15 protein-coding genes and 1 pseudogene are annotated in these 19,941 nt (G+C 43.8%); 9 read left to right on the forward strand and 7 right to left on the reverse strand.

Annotation, left to right across the window (positions count from 1 at the left end; translation table 11 throughout):
* Nucleotides 1-23 precede the first annotated feature (23 nt).
* Nucleotides 24-1,436, forward strand: a complete 1,413-nt coding sequence (locus QUB52_RS06570; RefSeq protein ID WP_332967230.1) for a hypothetical protein — start codon at nt 24-26, stop codon at nt 1,434-1,436.
* On the opposite strand, the gene QUB52_RS06575 is transcribed toward QUB52_RS06570, so the two are convergent.
* The 4 genes from QUB52_RS06575 to murC form a co-directional block, all read right to left on the reverse strand.
* The gene (locus tag QUB52_RS06575) at nt 1,433-1,933 is read right to left on the reverse strand and encodes a low molecular weight protein-tyrosine-phosphatase (RefSeq protein WP_332967232.1); all 501 of its coding nucleotides are present in this window, start codon (nt 1,931-1,933) and stop codon (nt 1,433-1,435) included. The genes QUB52_RS06570 and QUB52_RS06575 overlap by 4 nt on opposite strands.
* Before the next feature lie 198 nt (nt 1,934-2,131).
* Entirely contained in the window at nt 2,132-2,479 is a 348-nt protein-coding gene (locus QUB52_RS06580; protein WP_265235045.1) for a YbaB/EbfC family nucleoid-associated protein, read from the reverse strand.
* A 506-nt stretch (nt 2,480-2,985) separates the two neighbouring features.
* Nucleotides 2,986-3,942, reverse strand: a complete 957-nt coding sequence (murB, locus tag QUB52_RS06585; protein ID WP_332972561.1) for a UDP-N-acetylmuramate dehydrogenase — start codon at nt 3,940-3,942, stop codon at nt 2,986-2,988.
* A 149-nt stretch (nt 3,943-4,091) separates the two neighbouring features.
* Nucleotides 4,092-5,645: a UDP-N-acetylmuramate--L-alanine ligase gene (murC, locus tag QUB52_RS06590; RefSeq protein ID WP_332972533.1), complete on the reverse strand. Its 1,554-nt coding sequence runs from the start codon at nt 5,643-5,645 to the stop codon at nt 4,092-4,094.
* Between the two features lie 839 nt (nt 5,646-6,484).
* Between murC and nadD the strand changes: the two genes are divergently transcribed.
* From nadD to QUB52_RS06630, 8 genes are all read left to right on the forward strand, one after another.
* A complete protein-coding gene (nadD, locus tag QUB52_RS06595) occupies nt 6,485-7,219 on the forward strand; it encodes a nicotinate (nicotinamide) nucleotide adenylyltransferase (RefSeq protein ID WP_332972532.1) in 735 nt (244 codons plus the stop codon).
* 172 nt (nt 7,220-7,391) lie between these two features.
* Nucleotides 7,392-8,411, forward strand: a complete 1,020-nt coding sequence (locus QUB52_RS06600) for a type I glyceraldehyde-3-phosphate dehydrogenase (RefSeq protein WP_265235040.1) — start codon at nt 7,392-7,394, stop codon at nt 8,409-8,411.
* 581 nt (nt 8,412-8,992) lie between these two features.
* The gene (locus QUB52_RS06605; protein WP_332972531.1) at nt 8,993-9,946 is read left to right on the forward strand and encodes a GDP-mannose 4,6-dehydratase; all 954 of its coding nucleotides are present in this window, start codon (nt 8,993-8,995) and stop codon (nt 9,944-9,946) included.
* A gap of 25 nt (nt 9,947-9,971) precedes the next feature.
* The gene (locus tag QUB52_RS06610) at nt 9,972-10,211 is read left to right on the forward strand and encodes a DUF5678 domain-containing protein (protein ID WP_332972530.1); all 240 of its coding nucleotides are present in this window, start codon (nt 9,972-9,974) and stop codon (nt 10,209-10,211) included.
* Between the two features lie 33 nt (nt 10,212-10,244).
* Complete coding sequence (rfbF, locus tag QUB52_RS06615; RefSeq protein WP_332972529.1) at nt 10,245-11,021, forward strand: glucose-1-phosphate cytidylyltransferase; 777 nt, start codon at nt 10,245-10,247, stop codon at nt 11,019-11,021.
* On the forward strand, nt 11,018-12,010 hold the full coding sequence (locus QUB52_RS06620) for a GDP-mannose 4,6-dehydratase (protein ID WP_332972528.1): 993 nt from the start codon (nt 11,018-11,020) through the stop codon (nt 12,008-12,010). Before rfbF ends, QUB52_RS06620 begins: the two co-directional genes overlap by 4 nt.
* A 306-nt stretch (nt 12,011-12,316) precedes the next feature.
* On the forward strand, nt 12,317-13,642 hold the full coding sequence (locus tag QUB52_RS06625; RefSeq protein ID WP_332972526.1) for a class I SAM-dependent methyltransferase: 1,326 nt from the start codon (nt 12,317-12,319) through the stop codon (nt 13,640-13,642).
* A gap of 16 nt (nt 13,643-13,658) precedes the next feature.
* A complete protein-coding gene (locus tag QUB52_RS06630; RefSeq protein ID WP_332972525.1) occupies nt 13,659-14,573 on the forward strand; it encodes an NAD-dependent epimerase/dehydratase family protein in 915 nt (304 codons plus the stop codon).
* 204 nt (nt 14,574-14,777) lie between these two features.
* On the opposite strand, the pseudogene QUB52_RS06635 reads toward QUB52_RS06630, so the two are convergent.
* From QUB52_RS06635 to QUB52_RS06645, 3 genes and pseudogenes are all read right to left on the reverse strand, one after another.
* A pseudogene (locus QUB52_RS06635) lies at nt 14,778-14,897 on the reverse strand (IS630 family transposase); the annotation flags it as partial.
* A 176-nt stretch (nt 14,898-15,073) separates the two neighbouring features.
* Nucleotides 15,074-16,645 (reverse strand): FkbM family methyltransferase, encoded by a 1,572-nt coding sequence (locus QUB52_RS06640; RefSeq protein ID WP_332972524.1) that lies wholly within the window; start codon nt 16,643-16,645, stop codon nt 15,074-15,076.
* 61 nt (nt 16,646-16,706) lie between these two features.
* Entirely contained in the window at nt 16,707-19,703 is a 2,997-nt protein-coding gene (locus tag QUB52_RS06645; RefSeq protein WP_332972523.1) for a tetratricopeptide repeat protein, read from the reverse strand.
* Nucleotides 19,704-19,941 lie beyond the last annotated feature (238 nt).

Below are 19,941 nucleotides of genomic sequence, written 5' to 3' on the forward strand. Positions count from 1 at the left end.
TTACCTGCACTTAGCCCACAAATATGAATAACAGCACACTCAAAAATTACTTAAAAAATGAGAAAATTCTATATGCTGTCGCATTAGCAGCTTCCATAATATTCTGTATTTCCATGACATCAATGGGAATCACCAAGTTTTACAGCGTTTTACAGGGAGGAGAAAACTATAACGATTTCCCTACCAGCCGTTTCAGTGTCATCAGACTTCTAATTAACGGTTCCTACTTAATAGCAACAGTTACATATATTATCTGGTTAATTCAAAAAAAGGCGACCAGTTCCAGCTTTTTAGATATTTGCAAGTATGCAATCCCCTTTCTGGCACTTGCCCTCATAGCTTATCCCGCAAGCAGTGATATTTATTTGTACTTGCATTACGGATCGTTGAGCTTACATAAAATAAATCCTTATCTTAATAGTTCCTCTACATTTGTTTCTAACGTATCTCCCTTCCTCCACTGGCGGCAAACTTCTACCTACGGCCCAGTTTCTCTATTCTTTTTTGCTATATCAGCACTTGCTTTACCAATTAGCCCTCTACTGGGAGTTTATATTTTTAAAATAATCTGCGTCTTGGTACATACACTCAATGCCTACTTGATTTGGAGGTTGCTAACAAACTATGAAAACCGTAACCTCATAACAATAGCCTATTTAATCAATCCAATTTTGTTAAACGAGCAGATCGCTAATGCTCACCTTGACGTATTTCTTGCTAATACATTGATTGTTTTAATAGGATATCTTTACTATCGGCGATATGTTTTGGCAGTTTTAGCAATTTGGGTGGGTTTTCTCGTCAAAACATTGCCTATTATTTGGCTGCCCTTAGTTTTTGTCTTTCTCTGCAAGCACCGTCGGTGGAGAGATTTAGCAGTATTAATCTTACTTTCTTTATTAATTATCGTGGTGGTAACTTATACATTTCTGCCAACAGTTTCAGCTTGGAGAAGTTTGTTAAATCCAGGAGTGTCGGGGGCTACAGCTCGATCGTTTCACCATGCTATCAATTTATTTCTGAATTTTTTCCCCAATGTAACTGTTGAAGCCAGGGAAAGTATTTTATCATTCCTCAAATATTTTGCGTATTTAAGCTGGATACTTTACTATGCAGGGACGTTAATTAAATCATATTTCCGCAAAAATGATTCGGCAATTAATTTGGTATCAGATATTGGATGGACGACTCTAACTTTGTTTTTGTTTGCTACACCTTGGCTAATGCCTTGGTATCCATCAATTTTGCTGCCAATTGCTGCTTTAAGTATCAATTCTCCCAATTTTGTATTGACAAGTTTAACTTTTTGTTTGTCACCAAGTATCCTCTTGGGAGGGGGTGCTGGAAAAAATCTGATATCCCTAGTGACGAGTTTTGTCAGCGTTGTCCCCCCTACAGTATTGCTAATATTCGGGCGGAAGAAGGCACTTTTTTAAATTGATTGCTTGCCGCTAACTCGGAATTTTTCTTGACTGATAACATACTCCAACAAACCCTCCGAAGCGTCCATCAGCAAATCAATTACCCGATCGAATCCCTCCGGCCCACCATAGTAAGGATCGGGAACTTCTTTCAGGTCGTATTGCTGGCAAAAATCGCACATCAAGCGCACTTTATCTTTGTATTTCCCCGCAGTATCAACAGCAAGAATATTCCGATAATTGTCCCGATCCATCGCCAGAATCAAATCGAAATCTTCAAAATCTTTCTTTTTAAATTGGCGGGCTGCGCCTAACAATTCAATGTCTCGCTTCCTCGCTGCCAACGCCATCCGGCTGTCAGGGGGGCTACCAATGTGATAGCCGGCAGTTCCAGCCGAATCGCAGGTGATGCGATCGCCCAAACCAGCTTTTTTTATTAAGTGATTCATGATATTTTCTGCTGAGGGCGATCGGCAGATGTTTCCCAGGCAGACAAACAATAATTTAGTCATTAGTCAGTTGGCAGTTGGCAGTGGCTAATTGGCAGTTGGCGGTGGCTAGTTGGCAGTTGGCAGTTACCAGATTTTAGTCAACAGTTAATAGTTGGTAGTTACAAGATTTTAGTCAACAGTCAACAGCTAACAGTCCAATGACTACTGTCAACTGTCAACTGTCAACTGTCAACTGTCAACTGTCAACTGCCAACTGACTTAGAAACCAGGGAGATTCAGTCCGCCGGTGAGTTCTTCCATTTTCTCCCGCATCGTTGCCGTAGACTTAGTGTAAGCATCCAGCATCGCCACCGTGACGAGTTCAGAAACCACATCAGCACCTTCACCGATCGCATCCGGCGAAATTTCCACCCGGCGGGGTTCTTGGTTGCCGCTGAGAAAAACCTTAACCAAGCCGCCGCCGGCAGTTCCCTCAATTTCCATTACATCCAACTCTTCTTGGAGCTTTTTAGCTCCTTCTTGAACCTGCTGAGCTTTTTTGAAAGCTTCAGTCAGTTCCTTCATTTTGCCCAGGCCGAAGCCAAATCCTTGTCCTGATTTTGTCATAAAAACACTAGGTAAGTGGGAAACTCAGAGTCTTTAGACCTGAGAGAAAAACGACCAGGCGGTTTTAACCGCATTGAATCTTTCCATTACCGCCGGGCGAGTTGTTCGATCAGGTGTACTTTTGTAGTGTACTTTCGATGGGACAATTACCATCTCAAACCTTACAACCCTGTACGCATAATGTTTGCTCGATTAGAGCCTACGAAAGCGGGGTGATGTTAGCTTGTCGGTCAATGTTATCAGGGCTTGCGCAGGGCTAGCAGCACTGTAAAGCGTGACTTTAGAACTGTTTAACCACTAGCGACAGAGCAGGGGACAGCTTCGCATCCACAGGGTGTCGTGACCTAAATAACGTAGTCAGTTAAGACTATAGCTGGTCATAATAGCTTGCTTCGAGACTTGCTCGCGACCAAGCGAGCGTGTCTTTAGACCAGAGTTCCTGACAGCTAGTTTCTGATGGTGTGTGGGCTGGCAGTTTGCCGCCTTCGTATTACTTCAATGATGCCTTAGAAAGGGAACTCTCCCAGTATTCTAACTTCTGGCTCCAACAACAGCGACCACCGCTGCTCGACTTGCTGTTGAACGTGGCGGATCACTTGAAAAATATCATTGGCCGTTGCCGACCCGCAGTTAAGTATAAAATTAGCATGGCGCTGAGCTACTTGTGCGCCGCCGATCTGATATCCCTTCAGTCCCGCTTGTTCGATTAACCAACCTGCCGCCTTCGGGCTGGGGTTGCGGAAAACTGAGCCACAGCTAGGCAGATGGTAGGGTTGACTCGTCCGCCGCTGGCTAAAATTGTGATTAGTTTCTGCCATTACTTGCGATCGATCGAATCCTGGCTGCAACTGGAAAGTCGCTTCTGTTACCAGGCGATCGCCCCCTTGCAACAGAGAAGTCCGGTAGCGATAGCCCAAATCTCCCGGTGTGAGAATTTCCAGCTTACCACCGGGGGATAGGACGCGAGCATTGACCAGAATATCAGCAGCACAGCCCCTGTGAGCCCCCGCATTCATCACCACAGCCCCTCCCACGCTGCCAGGTATACCAACCGCCCATTCGAGACCTTTCCAGCCCCGTTTAGCAGCCAACCAAGCGAGACGAGGGATTGACTCCCCCGCCCCGGCTGTAACTTGACCTGTTTCTGCATTAAAATTTACCTGTTTCAGGTAGCGAGTGCCGACGACCAAACCGGACAAACCCCGATCGCTCACCAACAGATTAGAACCCGCGCCCAGCAGAGTCACCGGCACTCCTTCATCCTGTGCCCAGGCAAAACTCGCTTGTAAATCCTCCAAACTGCGGGGAGCCACGTACCACTCGGCCGGGCCGCCCACTCGGAAGGAAGTCAGACCGGCCAGCGCCACTTGGGAGTTAATCTTACAGTCAGTTCCCCGCAAAGAAATAGGAGAATACACTCGCCGATTTTCCTTAACAGAGGAGTCATTCGAGATAGTCACCATCTTGAAAATCCTTAAAAATACATTCGCTTGAAGAGGTGGTTGAAAATTCATTTACGCAACTTATGTCGCTGCTTTGAGCGAGCCGCTCTTCCAGCGGTGTCGGTAGAACCTGCACCGCCATCATGTCGAGCTAATCCCGCATCTGAGAGCTAATCCGGGCGATCGGCTGCTTGATAAAAAGCCATAACCTCTGGAATAATCTGATTCAGATTACCAGCACCCAAAAACAGAGCCAAATCCCCCGGTTGCAGATTTTCGGTTAAAAACTTACTTACCGATTCCAGAGAAGGCGCAAACACAACTTCTCGGCCTTCTTTAGCAATCAAATCAGCAACTTGCTGCCCGCTAATCTCTCCTAAATTCGGTTCCCCAGCACTATAAATATCGCAAGCCACAACCAAATCGGCATCCCCAAAAGATTGAGCAAATTCTGGCAAAAATGTCAGAGTCCTGCTGTAACGGTGGGGTTGAAAAATAGCAACTACTCTTCGGGATTGGGGAGTCTTGTCGCTACCTTCGATCCGCAAGCGAGCCGCCGCCAAGGTGACGAGAATTTCGCTAGGGTGGTGGGCGTAGTCGTCCACAAACAAGATGTCATTGTGAAAACCCCGCACCTCAAAACGGCGACGAGCTCCTTCAAAGCCAGCAATTGCTTTGGCGATCGCCGAAAACTCCAACCCCAACAATCGACCCACTGCTACCGCAGCTAGTGCATTGCTGAGATTGTGTGTCCCCAGCAACTTCAACTCCATTTCCCCCAGGAAAGCTCCTCGCTCCCAAATTTGAGCCTTAGTGCTTTCGGCACCGTACTCCACCCCCGAAGCCGTGTAGTCAGCACCGCTATCCTGATGCAAGCTGTAGCTGACATTGGGCGCGAGGCAGTCTTTGACGATTTCGTCGTCTATGCAGCCCACCAAGGTTTGACAGTTTTGGGCAAACACCTTAAATATGTCTATCACCTGATCGAGAGTCTCGTAATGGTCTGGATGATCCAGTTCCACATTGGTCACTATGCCAATTTTTGCTACCAGCTTGACGAGAGAACCGTCGGATTCATCAGCCTCGGCAACTAAGTAGGGGCCTTCGCCGGCACGGGCATTACCTTCCCAGGCATTTACCTCGCCTCCGACTACGATCGTCGGATCTAGACCCGCAGCCATCAGCATGAAGCCAATTAAGCTGCTAGTAGTAGTTTTGCCGTGAGTCCCGGCTACGGCGATACTTTGGTAATCTTGAATTAAGGCTGCCAACACATCCGATCGATGAAAAATCGGACAGCCCAAATCTAAAGCAGCTCGATATTCGGCATTTTCCGGGTGAATTGCCGTCGAACAGACTACTTGAGGCAATCCCCCAATTGCTTGGGCGCTTGAACCGTTGCCGTTCAATTTGAGAGCTTCGGCTGTCGCGACGGAAGTTCCTACCGTACCAGCGACTGCCGAGGATACGACCCCAATCATCTCGCTGTCAGGACTGCTACCGTTGAGTGCCGTTTGAAATACTTCAAAATTGCTGGCGTCTTGACTCCAAAAAATATGAGCTCCCATTCCTTGCAAGCGCTCGGTTATGTGACTCGATTTAATGTCGGAGCCGTATACAGGCAACTTGCGTTTAGCTAGAATATAGGCAATGGCTGACATCCCAATCCCGCCAATGCCGATGAAATGAAATGGTCTACCGCTGAAATCAACAGAACTCGGCATCTTCGCTCCTCACACACCACGCCACGCCAATAACACGCGATATCATCAAAAAAATGGGTAGAAACCCCGTCCCTTCGGCAAGCTCAGGGCGAGCCTTATAGGACGGCTTTATATTCCCTTTCGGGAAGGAGGAGCATGGTTGCCTCTCCGTGGAGATATGGTTGTCTCCAAAACTCCCTTGTGGGGTAAAGTTAGCTTGTCGGTCAAAGTTTTAAGAGCTTTTTAGACTTGCAGCACCGTTCCAGTGACCTTAGAACTGTTTAACTGCAAATGACACTCTCAGGGGACTAGCTTCGCATCCTCAGTCGTGACTCAAAAAACGTAGTCAGTTAAGACTATAGCTGGTCAGAACGGCTCGTAAGAATCTTACAAGCCTCATGCCTGATAGCTGAGGTTCCTGACATCAAGAATTGTTTTTTTCAGGATACAGTTCGCTAGACATTTTTGTATACAATTCTCTGCCCTTCCCTAAATTTGGGGATTTGTAGAGAGGTTTGTCTTGTATCCTATTTGACTTAGTACCGAGTCGATTTCCGGAATAGTCACAACTATAAAATTGCAGGTTAGAGAGGATGGGCTTTGCAGTCTGGGGCAACAGACTGATTTGGGCCGATCGCATCGCATATTCCTGTATGATTTTTTTCCATCTCCTGGCTGTGCTGGGATACGTCAGCACAGCCGGGGGATGTTTTTATCAGAAAGAATTGGTTTAAAGCCGGAACCCTGATCGGGAGAAATTAAAAGAAAACTATTCATTACTCCAATTCTCTTGCTTTTAGGTAGAGGTCGCCCTCAAGCAGTCAACTGTCAACTGTCAACTGTCAACTGAATTAAGCCCGATGTGGGGTGAAACCCACAAAGATTTACCAAGACTACCACTTTGTATGGAAAAAGTAGCAATTTTGGGGGGGACTTTCGATCCGGTTCACTGCGGGCATTTGTTGATAGCCGAGACGGCGGTGAGTCAATTTGGGATCGATCGAGTCATTTGGGCGATCGATCGCACGCCTCGTCACAAGTCGCACAGTGTTTTGGCAAGTTTTGACCAACGGCGGGAAATGGTGGCTCTGGCAACGGCCGGGCGGTCGGATTTTGGACTTTTGCCAGTGGATACCAATCCCTCTGGAACTTCTGCTATTGACACCCTACTGTATTTACAAAATTTGGCGACCGAGGCTCAGCGTTACTGGATTATCGGTGCTGACGCACTCCAAACTCTCCCCAAATGGCCCCGCTGTGCGGAAATTGCCGGTTTGTGTGACTGGTTGGTGGCGGGACGGGAAAGTGTCGGAGTGGGGGAGTCGGAGATGGGAAAGTCGAGCATTGATGATTGGGCCGGAGACAATATGCAGGTTGAGACAAGTGCTGTTTGCTGTAAAGTTGCTGAACAGATGGCTGTTTTGGGAGTGCAACTTCGGTGGCAGGTTTTGGCGATGCGGGCGATCGAGATTTCGTCAAGCCACATCCGTCGCTGCTCGGCCGAAAGTCGCGACTTCCGCTACTTAGTACCGGAAAGTGTCCGAAGTTATATTGCGACTCACAGCCTTTACCAGCAACCAGCAGTCGAAAGCTGAATGCCTTGTGTGTTGGGATTTCTGCCTTCTAAAAAAGTTTAGGTTTTTTGGATAAACACAAAAAGTGAGAAAGGATCGAGCTTTGCGATATGATTTTGTCTCATAAGTCAATTCTTAAATTTTTCCAAAATTTCAGCCTGAGCTAAGGGCTGCCATCATTAGGAGGTACTAGGTGATTAGAGTCGCGATCAACGGTTTTGGACGTATTGGACGCAGTTTTACGCGCTGCTTGCTAGGCCGAGAAAATAGCCAGCTTGAGCTGGTAGCAATTAATGACACTTCCGATCCCAAAACTAATGCTCACTTGCTGAGATACGATTCCATGATGGGAACGTTGAAGGGTGTGGACATCAGTACGGATGAAAATTCGATTATTCTCAATGGCAAGACAGTTAAATGTGTGAGCGATCGTAATCCGCTCAACCTGCCTTGGAAAGATTGGGGTATTGATCTGATTATTGAAGCGACTGGTGTATTCGTTGACCAAGCTGGTGCATCGAAGCATATCACAGCAGGCGCAAAAAAGGTGCTGATTACAGCTCCGGGCAAAGGGCCTGAAGTCGGCACCTATGTGATGGGAGTCAACCACCACAACTACAAGCACAGTGACTACACAGTCATCAGCAATGCTAGCTGTACCACTAACTGTCTAGCTCCCGTAGTGAAAGTGCTTAACGACAATTTTGGCATCATCAAAGGCATGATGACCACTACGCACAGCTATACTGGCGACCAGCGCTTGTTGGATGCCAGCCACCGCGACTTGCGGCGGGCGCGGGCTGCGGCGATGAACATTGTGCCAACTTCTACTGGTGCTGCTCAAGCTGTGGCTTTGGTGATTCCAGAGTTGAAGGGTAAGTTAAATGGGATCGCCATGCGGGTGCCGACTCCGAATGTGTCGGTAGTTGATTTTGTGGCTCAGGTAGAGAAAAAGACTTTTACCGAGCAGGTAAATCAAGTTTTCAAAGAAGCAGCCGAAGGCCCGATGAAGGGGATTTTGGAGTACAACGATTTGCCTCTGGTTTCTTGCGACTATCGCGGAAATGATGCTTCTTCGATCCTGGATTCCAGCTTGACGCTAGTTATGGACGGCGACCTGGTAAAGGTGTTGTCTTGGTACGACAATGAGTGGGGCTACAGTCAGCGGGTTGTTGACTTGGCTGAATTGGTCGCCCAACGGTGGGAAGGCTAGATAGGACGTAAGGTGGAAACCGCGTCTTGTCAAACGATGTCCGCCTCCGCGGACTCAAGAATAACCCAATTGTAAGTGCCGCGTCTTCAACCCACGGAGGTGGGTTTTGTCTGTATAGACGCGGTTTCAACCGCCCGGTCTTCTTAGGCCCAGACCCTGCCTAACCCCCCTTAAAAAGGGGGGGACAGGAGTCTTCTCTAAAAAATGGGGGGACAGGAGTCTTCTCAAAGTCCCCCTTCTTAAGGGGGATTTAGGGGGATCAGGCCTCGGATATAAACGAGATTTCGCGATATCACACGGGTGAGCAGAAACCGGGTTTTTCCCCCAATATTTGGTTCAAACCCTTAATATCGGTAAAAAACCCGGTTTCTTTAGTCCCCGGCGTAAGTCCTGAAATTTTTTTGTAGATGCAGAGGTACAGTTGAAACCGCGTCTACACAAACGATGTCCGCCTCCGCGGACGGAAGAATAACCCAATTGCAACCGCCCGGTCTTCAACCCACGGAGGTGGGTTTTGTCTGTATTGACGCGGTTGCAACCGCCCGTTCTTCTACGGTAGAGTTGAAAAAACAAAATGTGATATGAAAAAAGCGTTAATTTGCGGTATATCCGGTCAGGACGGAGCTTATTTAGCTAAACTGCTTCTGGATAAAGGTTATGAAGTTTCCGGCACCTCCAGAGACGCCCAAATGTCGAGTTTCGGAAACCTGGCTCGTTTGGGAATCCGAGACAGAGTAAAACTAGAATCCATGTCTCTCAACGATTTTCGCAGCGTCTTGCAAGTATTGGCAAAAATTGCACCAGACGAAGTGTACAATCTAGCGGGTCAAAGTTCCGTCGGCTTGTCTTTTGAACAACCCGTAGAAACCCTCGAAAGCATTGCCACAGGCACATTAAATCTGTTAGAAGCAATCCGGTTTACCGGGGGGGAAATCAAACTTTACAATGCTAGTTCTAGCGAATGTTTTGGGGATACCGGAGGCACAGCAGCGGATGAAAACACGCCCTTTCGCCCCAGAAGTCCTTACGCTGTAGCGAAAGCAACGGCATTTTGGGAAGTAGCAAATTATCGGGAAGCGTACAATTTGTTTGCGTGTTCTGGTATTTTATTCAATCACGAGTCGCCGCTGCGGCCGGAGAGGTTTGTGACGCAAAAGATTGTATCTGTGGTGTGCCGAATTGCTGCGGGTAGTTCGGAAAAACTGCATTTGGGCAACATTTCGGTGCAGCGGGACTGGGGCTGGGCTCCGGAGTATGTGGAGGCGATGTATTTGATGTTGCAGCAGGATGAACCGGATGATTATGTCATTGCTACGGGTGTAAGTTATCCTTTGGAGGAGTTTGTGCGATCGGCTTTTGTGGCTGCGGGTTTGGATTGGAGGGAACATTTGGTAACTGATGCGAGTCTCTACAGACCGACGGAGATTGCGCTTGGCTTGGGGAATCCGGGTAAGGCGAAGGAAAAGTTAGGATGGGAGGCGAAGTACAAGATGCCCGATGTGGTGCGGATGATGGTGGAGGCGAGGATGGTTTGATGTTGTAAAATTCTGGGGTAAAAATATGGCACCAGAATATCCAACGGCTAAGGAGTGGTATAAAGCTAATCGCCAAGAGTTGAAAAAATATCGAGGTGAATGGATTGCGTATACTAATCATGGGGTAATTAGTCACGACTCAGATTATGACAAAATGAAGGATGGAATTACCCCTGATACACCTAAATTGAGTTATGTGCTTGGTCGCATATTTGAAAGCGAATTTGGAACTGCTGTCCGTTTCCCAGGATTCCACTGTAACTAGAGATTAGTTGATGACATTTCAAAGTGTGAAAAAATGCAAGTAGTTATACTAGCCGGCGGTCTAGGGACTCGTCTCCGAGAAGAAACAGAATTTCGTCCTAAGCCCCTAGTTGATGTGGGCGGGCGGCCGATTATTTGGCATATTATGAAGACCTATGCCCACTATGGTTTCCGGGACTTTATTGTGTGTTTGGGCTATCGCGGCAACATGATTAAGGAGTATTTCCTCAATTATGAAGCGATGAATAATGATTTTACTATTTGCTTGGGTCGCCAAAACCAGATTACCTATCACGAGGATCATAAAGAGCAAGATTTTAAAGTGACGCTGGCTGAAACAGGCCCAGACACCATGACTGGGGGGCGGGTGAAGCGGGTGGAAAAATACATTGCCGAGGATACCTTTATGGTGACATACGGTGATGGAGTGGCTGATATCGATATTGGGGCGCTGTTGGATTTTCACAAGTCTCATGGTAAGCTGGCCACTGTTAGCACCGTGCGCCCGATATCTCGATATGGTATTTTAGATGTGGACAACCAAGGCAAAGTTCTGGAATTCACGGAAAAACCTCAAATAGATGGCTGGGCAAGTGCAGGGTTTTTGATACTCCACCGCAGCATATTTGAAGATTTGACCGGGGATGATTGTTTCTTAGAGCGAGAGCCTCTAGAGCGGTTAGCTGCGGAAGGGCAATTGATGGCTTATCGCCACGAAGGTTTCTTTTTTGCGATGGATACTTACCGCGAGTATAAATATTTGAACGAACTTTGGGATAATGGAGAGGCTCCTTGGAAGGTGTGGGAATGAGTGAATTTTGGCGCGATCGATCCGTCTTCGTCACTGGCGGTACAGGATTACTAGGAAGTTGGTTAGTTGCTGAATTAGTACAACGAGGTGCAAGGGTAACTGGATTAGTCCGAGACTGGGTACCGCAATCCAGACTTTACACAGAAAACTGGGATCGGCAGATTAACGTAGTACGCGGGTGCGTACAAGATTTACAAATCCTAAAACGAGCGATAAATGAGTATGAAGTAGACACAGTATTTCACTTGGCAGCTCAATCTATTGTGGGTGTTGGCAACCGAGATCCACTAGATACTTTTGAGACAAATATTAAAGGTACTTGGAACCTGCTAGAAGCCTGTCGCCAAGTTGGGGGGGTCAGTCGCATTGTTGTTGCATCTAGTGACAAAGCCTATGGAGACCAGCCCGTGCTACCTTACGATGAAACAACGCCGCTACAAGGAGAACACCCCTATGATGTCTCTAAAAGTTGTGCTGATTTGATTTGTCGGACTTATTATGTCAGCTATGGGATGCCAGTTTGCATAACCCGGTGTGGCAACTTTTATGGTGGTGGAGACTTAAACTTTAATCGTATAGTGCCGGATACAATTAGGTCAGCTTTGCGCGAAAAGCCAGTGGCCCTCCGCAGCGATGGCAGTTATATCCGAGACTATTTCTATATTAGAGATGGGGTTTTAGCCTATTTACACCTGGCGGAGCAAATGGACAGACGAGAAATATGGGGAGAAGCGTTTAATTTTAGTAATGAGTTGCAAATCCCGGTTTTAGAAATGGTGTGTAAGATTTTGGAATTGATGAATAAGACTCATTTAAAGCCAATTATTTTGAATCACACTAAAAATGAAATAAAACATCAATATCTGTCAGCAGAAAAAGCACGTAAACTGCTGAATTGGCACGCAAAGTATTCTATTGAAGAAGGCTTGCGGGAGACGATTCAATGGTACGAGCAATTACTCAATCCTGACAGCAAAACATTGCCATAACTTATGCAAAAATAGAATAGCTTCACTTTGCTGAGCTAATTTTATTTCCCAATAAACATTTCCAGAACTAGATGAACTGCAATCATAGTTTCCAGCTCTATGTCTAGTAAATATGTTTTTGCTGTGGACATTAGCTTTTAAAAGCTGCTCATCAATGTCAGTCTGATATTTTTAAAAAACACAAATGTGAGACTACAGACAATTACAATGCACTGATGATGCTAAGCTATTGATTGGCAAACAAGAGTGTTAACTGAATCAACCAACTCGATCCACCGCTTGAATACTGACACTTAGGAGAAAAATATGACTCAATCTTCCCCCAGCCTAGTTAAAGAAATTACTAAATGTCGAATTTGCGGCAACGAAAAACTCACCCCTGTTTTAAATCTTGGCGAGCAATGCCTCAGCAGTGTTTTTCCCGAACAAGACTCCCCTAACCCATCAATTTCCCCTCTCGATTTAGTTCTGTGTGACGGCGATGATTCAACTGATATTTGTCGGATGCTGCAATTCAAGCACACCGCTAATGTATCGGAAATGTACGGGACGACTTACGGCTATCGTTCGTCAACCAGTCGCACGATGCGTAGTCACCTAGAGTCAAAGATTAAACACCTGCTAGAACTTGTGCAACCGAAGGATGGCGACATCGTATTAGACATCGGTTGCAATGATGGTACGGTATTGAATTTGTATCGCAACCTCGGTCTTGTTAGGGTTGGTATGGACCCATCTAGTGAAAAATTCGCTGATAATTTTGATCCTGATATTCAGGTTATTTATGATTTCTTTTCTGCGGATCGCTTGCGTAGCATCATTGGAGAAAGTAAGTGTCGCATAATAACTTCAATTGCGATGTTTTACGATCTTGAAGACCCCGTAGGCTTCATGCGTCAAATTCACTCCATACTTGCTCAAGACGGGGTATGGAGTTTTGAGCTGTCGTATATGCCTATGATGTTCACTAATCTCACCTACGATCAAGTTTGTCACGAACACATAACTTATATGGGTTTGCGCCAAATTTTTTGGATGGCTGAACGGGCTGGTATCAAAATACTGGATGTGAGCTTGAATGATATCAATGGTGGCAGTTTTGACATCATTGCCGCCAGGAATGATAGTACGATGACTCCGAATCATCAAAATATCAAGAAGCTGCTTGATTATGAAGAACCACTCAGCACCATAGCTCCTTTCGATCGTTTCCGAAATCGCGTCCTTCAACATCGTGATGAAGTGCGTAACTTTTTCGATCTAACGCGCGCTGCTGGAAAAAAAGTCTATGGTTATGGAGCATCGACCAAGGGAAATATTGTACTAAATTTTTGTGACATTACCCCGCAAGATTTGGTTGCTATCTGTGACCTGCAACCCCAGAAACACGGTCTGGTTACGCCCGGTACGCGCATTCCGATCGTTAGCCAAGAAGAGGTACGGCGTAATCAACCCGACTATATATTTGTCTTCATCTGGCATTTCCGCCGCGAAGTCATAGAGGATGAGATTGAATATCTGGAGAAAGGCGGAAAATTGGTGTTTGACTTGCCACGCTTGCATATTGTCGATCGCGACAACTATAAACGCTATTTAAGCGCTCCGTTTGAAGAATTAGCTTTTCCTTTGTAAATTAGGCCGATAAACCATGAAAAAAGTGCTAGTAACAGGTGCGACTGGTTTCATTGGTAGACATACGATCGAACCTTTAACTAATGCGGGTTTTGAGGTTCATGCTGTCACCTCTAAAATTTTAGTAAATTCAACAGATGTAAATGGGAAATGCTGTTGGCATATTATGAATTTACTAGATCCTATGCAAGTTAAAAGTGTGGTGTCTACCGTCAAGCCAACTCACCTGCTGCACTTTGCTTGGTATAACATACCGGGAAAATGCTTAGTAGCAGAAGAAAACTTCCTTTGGGTACAAGCTAGTTTAGAATTATTAAGACATTTTCGAGAGCAAGGCGGGGAAAGAGTTGTTATGGCTGGTAGTGCCTTGGAATATGATTGGAACTACGGTTACTGTTCGGAAGTTTTAACTCCAAGAAACCCCCATACAGCTTACGGGGTTTGCAAAAATGCTTTGCAAGAAATGTTAAAAGCCTATGCAGAAATCACTAACCTTAGTAGTGCTTGGGGGCGTATTTTTAACGTTTATGGCCCTTACGATCATCCTAAGCGTTTAGTTTCATCAGTTATTGCTTCTCTGTTTCGTGGTGAACCTGCTTTGTGTTCTCATGGTAATCAAATACGGGATTATCTTTATGTTGAAGATGTGGCTAATGCTTTTGTACAACTTTTAGAAAGTAATGTTGTTGGTGAGATTAATATAGCTTCGGGAAAGCCTATGGCAGTGAAAGAAATTATCTTAAAAATAGCTAAAAAGTTGGGGAAATCTGATTTAGTGAAACTAGGTGCTATACTTGCTTCTGCTGAGGAACCACCGCTATTTGCTGCTAATATTTCTCGTTTATCAACAGAAATGAGTTTTTTACCAAAATACGATTTTGAGACTGGTTTAGATAAAACCATTATTTGGCGGCAAAAGCAACTAAATTGAATTTATTTTATTCCTACAAGTTCCAGAATATCTCTTAGAGAATTCATTGATCTCCCGTACCTGTGGTGATAAGCAAGGCTTATACCAATTATCCAAAGTTATCCCTCTTTTGTCACTCAAGGTAGAGAATTTTTGGGAATTATTGATTTGTAAGGCTTTTGCCTTACGACACCACGTATAGTCATTTCAAATAAGTATGAGACACTAGACTGCACAATAAGCACGAATAACTTCATCAAGAGATGTGCCAGGAGACGCATACATTTTAGCTCTCTTTAATGCACTAAAATCATGATCAATATCATTTAAGTTAGGAGAGTATTTGAAATGACTATATGATTGAGAATAGCTAAAATCCAGACGGCGCAAGACGAAAGCCTTTTTATCTCTAGAGAGTGACAAAAGACGGATTATGCAACAGTAGCTACGACCGATAAAATGTAATCCCCATCCGCTTATGGATGACCTATTTAGGATTGATATATAATTAAATAGCATTGCTACTCAAAGGGTGTGGCAATTAAATCTAAATGTATGCCTCTGGGATTAACATATTGCATTATAAAGTCTGTATCAGATGCCTTAATTATAGATGAGTCATAATCAATTATTCCTAAATTATAACCATACTCTTTAATCTGCTCTAAATATTCTTGGCCCACGGCTTCATGAAATTCTGTAATAATTATAGGACGATGTTTTTTGATAGTCTTATCCATACCCCTTATAGCCCAAGGCTCATGTTTTTCAATATCTAATTTAATGAGGTTGATTTGTTTTTCTTGTACCAGTAAATCATCTCCCTTTATTGCAGGTACAAACATCTCATTATTAATATTACTCACATTACCATTAGATGACTCTGTGGAAAACCCGAGGATTTGTTGAGAATCAGAAACAGCTAAGGGATAAACTGTAATGTTACTAAACCGATTTTCTACAATACTAGCATACATTAGTTGTAAGTTCAGCGGATTAGGTTCAAATGCTATGACTTTTCCTGAATTTTGAAGAAGACTTGATGCAAGCAAGGTATAATAGCCAATGTTAGCACCTATATCGACAAAAACACTTTCTGGCTTGAGCAAATTTATCACAACAGTCTCCACATGAGGCTCCCAGTATTTTTTTTGCCAAATATTTATACCCACCATAAGATCGGTTCTCATCACATATATTTTGAATTTTTGACAATCCACTAAAACTCGACGAGCGCTGATTACTCTAGCTATGTTATCAAAGCGAACTGATATTTCTTTTTCTATTTGTCCAAGATTCATGCCACTCATTAGCATCATTTGACAATGGGCTAGTTCCCAGTAAGTAGGTGAACGATATTGTACTCGCTGAAAGACATCATAAAGTTCTTGTTTATAATAAAAAGGAATTACTTTGAGTATCTGAAGGTATAGTGGCACAGCTTCGTTCTCATGCCCTCCTTTCTCAAGTTCCCTAGCTAAAGCCATAGCATCTTCCAATTTCCCCTGCTGGATGAGAATAATTCCTAATTTTAGCTGAGCTTCTGCGTAAACCCAATACATTCCTGTCTTCATTAATTCTTGTAGCCAAGAAACTGCTTCATCTAGTTTATGTTGTTCAGTAAAACAATCTGCTAAAGCCAGATAAGTGTGAGGATGAGTGGGTGGGTTCTCTATAGCTTTGCAGTAACTATTAATGGCTGCATCTATATTATTTTGTTGGCGTAATAGGTGCCCCATACGAGTGTAATAGTATGAATTTTGGGGAGAAATTTCAGTTGCTTTCTTGTAATAAGCGATGGCTAAATTTGGTTGATTTTGTTGGAATAAAAAACTGGCTATAGAATCATAAATTTCGCCCCCCTGCGAATTATCAGTCGGCTTGAGTGGCAGGGATTTTTGATAAAAAGTAATAGCTAAATCAGGATGATTATTCAATAATAGAGTTTCAGCTATTTGCAGGTAAATTGATTCATTTTCAGGTTGAGTTTGTAAAAGTTGTTCGTAAACGGCGATCGCTTCTTCTAAATTACCTTGTTCAAGTAACCCTGTTGCCGTTTTAGCTAAAGATTCATAATCTTGTTGCATTTCCATCTTGTCTTCCTCCGTGAAACTATATGTTCTACTTATCAACTATCAATTATTTCGCTGAAAATCATTTAATTCCAGCCATTTTTAATATGTTTTTGAGGGCATTTATATTAATAATTGTATCCTCAAATCCATCTATTTCATAAACCAGATGTCGTAAATAGGTACACGAAACTCCACCACCTATCAAATAATAGTATTCTAGTCCTAAATGGTAGCTCATTATATAGTAGCACATCCCTACATTATTAGGTGTAAAAAGTTCTATAACTTTAGTCCCTGGATTACAAAATAGCAGATTAGTTCCTCCACCACTATGGGGAATTAATACAACTTTAGCACTGGACATAAGCGAAATTTTTTCTGCTATCGAAATTGATTCAGCAGTAATAATTACAAACCCTAATTTATCCAAGACTTCTATCACTTCAGCTTCATTGATAATTCTCCGATTTCCTACAATACGCCTGCTAATATATATACGCTCTGGTTTGTCTAATTTTGACTTTGCTGCTGGTAAAAATTTACTCCTGAGAAAATCAACCGCCCATTTGGTTGGGCAACAAATTATGCCTGGGTAAGACGAAACAACCAATCTCTCTGCTTTTACATGAGGATACTTACTGCTATCTATAATTTTGTTGGCTGGAATACCCAATATATTTAGTGTTTCTTTGTGAAAGTCAGATGTATAATTTGTGACCACAAACTTATCTATACTATCCAGTTCTATCCCCGCCAATTCTATCAGTCCCAACTTCGGGAGGGTATCAATTATCCAATGGTAATATATCGCACTTGTATTGCCTGATAAAACTGCTACCGTACCATCAACTTCGTGAATATGAGGAAAGTTTAGCTCTGATAAGTTTCCTGGGCTTATGAAGCTAGAAACATCTAGCAATAGTTGATTGTCAGGCGTGATGTAAGCAGTCTGCGTCCCATCAAGTTGACAGTACCGTCCTTGTGGTACTATGGCCGCAAACGTAGCTGGCGATTCAAAATTACTCCAATTTTTCAACCCAGTATGGACATTTTTATCTAGTGTTTTCGGGAGCGGGATTTGGATTTTATGGCTAGGATGTATATCTACATAGTTACTTGATTCCCAGTTAGATTGAACGACCCATTCTCTAGTTGTGGCATAAAAGCCTTGAGGAGGAGCTACGGGCTGTGCTTTTTCAAAACAAGCATTAGCCTCATCTAGCTTACCTTGTTTAAGTTTAATATTTCCCAAATGTCTTAGAGTTTCTGGGTAAGTTTCAGGAATTTCTTGATTTATCAACTCTTCTAAACAGGATACAGCTTCATCTAACCGATTTTGTTGGTCTAGACAATTTGCCAATGCGTGGTAAGCATGGTAGTGAACATCTGTTTTACTCAAGGCTTTTTTGTAAAACTTCATAGCCTCATCTATTTGATTTGTCTGTGATAAAATATGTCCAATATAGATGTATAATTCACTCTTTTCAGGTATTATTTCAAGGGCTTTTTTGTAGTAGATTATTGCTGTATACAGTTGGTTATACCGTGAGCTAATATGCCCAATATTCATGTAAACTTCCCACCGATCAGGGGTAATTTTTATGGCTTTTTTGTAGTATATTAGCGCTTCTTCCCATTGACTTTGTTGTTGTAGTAGCTGCCCTAGATTAAGATAAACCTCGCCTGCTTCTGTAGAATACGGTTGAATCAATAGTGACTTTTGATAAGCCTGTATAGCTTCATCAAACCGACCTCTTCGTGCTAAAATTTTACCCAAACAGGCGTAAAAATCTGCAGAGTACGATTGATTTAGTAAAGCGGTAAAAAATTTGGATCTCCAAGCCACCTGTTCATCATATTTCTTCTCTAAAGCTAGATTTTCTGCCCACCGACTGTAGGCTAAGGCTATGTCTGCTTTTAGCAAAAATAGCCTGTGGAAAAAGGCCAGGGCTTCATCCCAGTTGCCCTGCTGTGCAAAAAAGGTTCCTAAGCGCCCGTGTACTTCCTCAAATGAAGCTGAGAAAAAATGTTTGTATTTGTTTTGAAATTCCGATGAAGGTCGGATGATTTCAGAGATCGTCTGCTCGCGTGTGCGACCGCTTGAACGCATAACATCCAGAAATGATGCAATGCCTTCATCATTGAGAGAGCGTTTCAGATAGTTATCGAAAAGTTCTTGTACGAAGTCTGCATCGCTGAGGTGGCAAGTTTTTTGCAAAAAGGTTGCGTCGTCGGGGGGAAATTGCTCCAGATAACTAAGCTTAGCCAAAGCTTTCCCTAATTGCTCGTCCGACATGAAAGACGGGTAAAGCTCTATTCCTTTTCTATATGAGACGACTGCTGCTTCTAAATTGCCAACTTGTTCTAGCACTTCCCCTAAATGCTGATGAACTAAAGCCTCTTGCGAGTTAAGCTCGATCGCTTTTTGATATGTGGTGATCGCCCCATCCAAATCCCCCTGTTTTGCCAAAGCATTCCCTAAATCCCAATAAACTTGAAAATTATCAGGTTGGAGTTCTAGAAGCTTGCGGTATGCTTGCACATCATCTGGATTGATATCGATAGACCGACGGTAGGAGGCTATCGCACCCCTCAAATCCAACTCAGTTCGCTGTCTCAGAGCATTCCCTAGGCTATGGTGAATCCAATCAACATCTGGGTTAAGATCGCAGGCTTGACGGTAAGCTGCGATCGCTTCATCTAACTGACCCAATTCAATCCAGCTTTGCCCCAACCCGCAGTAAGACCCGAAATGTTCAGGATTGAGTTCAATGGCCCTGCAGAAAGCAACCACCGCTTCTTCCCACTGTTGTTGTCGAGCGAGGGCATCTCCCAAGTGATGATAAGACCACGAAAAATCCGGGTTTAGTTCGATCGCACGGCGGAAAGCTGTGATCGCTTCCTCCAATTGACCAAGTTTTGCTAGAGCTTCCCCTAAATTTTGGTGACACCAAGAAATATCAGGACTTACCTCAATCGCACGGCGGAAAATTGCGATCGCATCCTCTAGTTTCCCTTCCTCTAAAAGTTGGTTTCCCTCGTTAAAATATTGTGTTGCCACTTCTGGTATATTCATTTAAGTTCAATAATATTTCTAAGTAACTATTTTCTTTCCAGCCTGACTGGGGCTATCTTTTGAATTTCAGTAAATCATGAAATTAACACAATCTCTCAATCGAATTGACAAAGATACAACTCTTTGCTAAGTCAATCAAGAACTGCTAGATTCTTGGTTGTTCCTAATTTTAGACTTTGTATGTGATACAAGACGATAGGCGCTTTGGTCAAGTTCCGGCATTAAACAAATTTACAGA

Source organism: Microcoleus sp. A6-C6, from assembly GCF_036705955.1.
Lineage (GTDB): Bacteria > Cyanobacteriota > Cyanobacteriia > Cyanobacteriales > Microcoleaceae > Microcoleus.